At 59.0% G+C, this 2,429-nt stretch carries 2 protein-coding genes; both read right to left on the bottom strand.

Features of this window, described 5'->3' with window-relative positions; all coding sequences use genetic code 11:
- Positions 1–287 (bottom strand): antibiotic biosynthesis monooxygenase (locus H0V78_13740; protein ID MBA2352798.1); only part of this gene is annotated, 287 nt, incomplete at its 3' end.
- Between the two features lie 769 nt (positions 288–1,056).
- The coding region (locus H0V78_13735; protein ID MBA2352797.1) for a tripartite tricarboxylate transporter permease at positions 1,057–2,429 on the bottom strand (1,373 nt) is incomplete at its 5' end.

Here is a 2,429-nt window from a genome sequence, read left to right as displayed (position 1 = left end):
TCCCTGATGACGCCTGCGACGCGCAGCCGATAGTCCTTGAAAACGCCGCTCCTTCCCTTGGCCTGGACGCCGCGATGTATCTCCAGCGCGCGCCATTGCGCGACCGCGGCTTCGTCTCGAAAAACCGAAAGCGACAGCATCTTTCCGGGTTCGTACAGACTTTCGAAGCGTTCAACGGAAATGAAGCCGTCAATCTGATCGAGAAACGGGCGCAGGCTCGCCGCAAGATCGAGATATTCCTGCTTGCGCCCTTCCGCGGGCCAGACTTCGAAGATGATTGCGATCATGACTTCTCCAAATGCTTTGACACGAATTCCTGCGCTTGTACGACTCGCCGACATTGCAATTCCCTTGACAGATCGGGCAAGGGATTCAGGCGAACGGGCGTGTTCGATGCCGTTTAGCCATCACTGACTTTCGCCGCGCCGATTGACGACTCATTCTTCGATTATTTTGGGATTGGCTGACCTTTCTTCCTCTCAACCTTGTTGCGCGGCGGGTTAAGCTCCTTTATGAGGTACGCTTCGATCGCCCAAGGCTCAAACCAACACTCGTCGGGCACGTGCAGAATCGCCACGTATTGGGTGAGCGGTGAGCTAGGAATGTAGCCGTGTTGGTATAGGCGCTTGCCGATCCCTCCGGCTGCCCCGATGTAGAGGAGGTTTGGTCAGTATCAAAAAAGAGTAGACGCCCGCCTTCCTGGAGTGCTTTTGCGGGTCCCCGTCTCCTGCCCAAAGGCGCACCCATTCGACTGGGTCTTTGGAATGCATTGGGCTCAGTCTTGAGGGCAAGTCGTCGATACCCGGTCGTTTCCACCTCTCGTGGAAAGCGAGGATAGCCTTCTGGAGTTCCGCGTAGGTTAGCGCCGCGTTCTTGTCTTCCATACCCTTCTCCCCTAGACCATTAACGCATCAAGCAATACCTCAGAACTTTTCATAAACTTGCTGCACTGCTTTTCATAGCTATCTCATCTTCCCAGCCCCGGTCTCATTGCCTGAAAGACAGCGCACCTTATAACGACAAGCTTGAGCGCGGTAGCGTTTTGCGCATAATAATTCATTCAATCGGGCGCTCTTCCGCCAACTTATCGACGCCGCGAAACTTGCCGAACAAATGATTGAGCAGCGGCCAGATCAGCATCAACAACGCCAGCGCGACGATGCTGCCGACCAGGCCATTGGCCCAAAATATCGCCATGCTTCCCTGCGACAGCAACATCGCCTGCCGGAACGAGGATTCAGCGAGATCGCCGAGCACCAGCGCCAGCACCATCGGCGCGAGCGGATAGTCGAGTTTCTTGAACAGATAGCCGACGACGCCGAACACCAGCATGAGCGCCACGTCGAACAGGGCGTTGTGCACGGTGAATGCGCCGACCGAGCAGATGACGACGATGATCGGCGCGATAATCGAGAACGGGATGCGCAGAATCGCCGCCCACCATGGCACTGTGGTGAGCACGATGGCGAGGCCGACGATGTTGGCGAGGTACATGCTCGCGATCAGGCCCCAGACGAAATCCTTTTGCTCGACAAACAGCAGCGGCCCCGGCTGCAAACCCCAGATCAGCAGGCCGCCGAGTAGTACGGCTGCGGTCGGCGAGCCGGGGATGCCGAGCGTCAGCATCGGCAACAGCGCACTGGTGCCGGCGGCGTGCGCGGCGGTTTCCGGCGCGATCACGCCTTCGATTTGTCCCGTGCCGAATTTGCTGCCGTCGCGCGACATGCGTTTGGCCACGCCGTAGCTCATGAACGACGCCGGCGTCGCACCGCCGGGCGTGATTCCCATCCAGCAGCCGATCAGCGTGCCGCGCAAGGCCGTCATCCAGTATTTCGGCAACTGCGCCCATGTGTGAAACACGACTCTCGGATTGATCTTTGCGCGCACTCCTTTGAAAGCGAGGCCTTCTTCCATGGTCAGCAGGATTTCGCCGATGCCGAACAAGCCGATTACGGCGATCAGGAAATCGAACCCGCGCAGCAACTCCGTCGTGCCGAACGTCATGCGCAAAGTCCCGGTAACGGTATCGAGCCCGACCGACGCGAGCGCGAAGCCGAGCATCATGGCGGCGATGGTTTTCGCCGGGCTGCTGCGCGCGAGGCCGACGAAGCTGCAGAACGTCAGCAATTGCACGGCAAAAAATTCAGCGGGACCGAAACGCAACGCGAACCTCGCGACCAGCGGCGCGAGAAAGGTAATGACGATAACCGCGATCAGCGCGCCGATGAACGACGACGTAAACGCCGCCGTCAGCGCCTCCCCGGCGCGACCTTGCTGCGCCATCGGATAGCCGTCGAACGTGGTCGCGACCGACCACGGTTCGCCGGGAATATTGAACAGAATCGATGTGATCGCGCCGCCGAACAGCGCGCCCCAGTAGATGCACGACAACATGATGATCGCCGACGTCGGCGGCATCGAAAACGTCA

Source organism: Burkholderiales bacterium (assembly GCA_013695435.1).
GTDB lineage: Bacteria > Pseudomonadota > Gammaproteobacteria > Burkholderiales > JACMKV01 > JACMKV01.
Note: the sequence above shows the minus strand (reverse complement) of the source record. Positions and strands in the feature narration are given on the sequence as shown.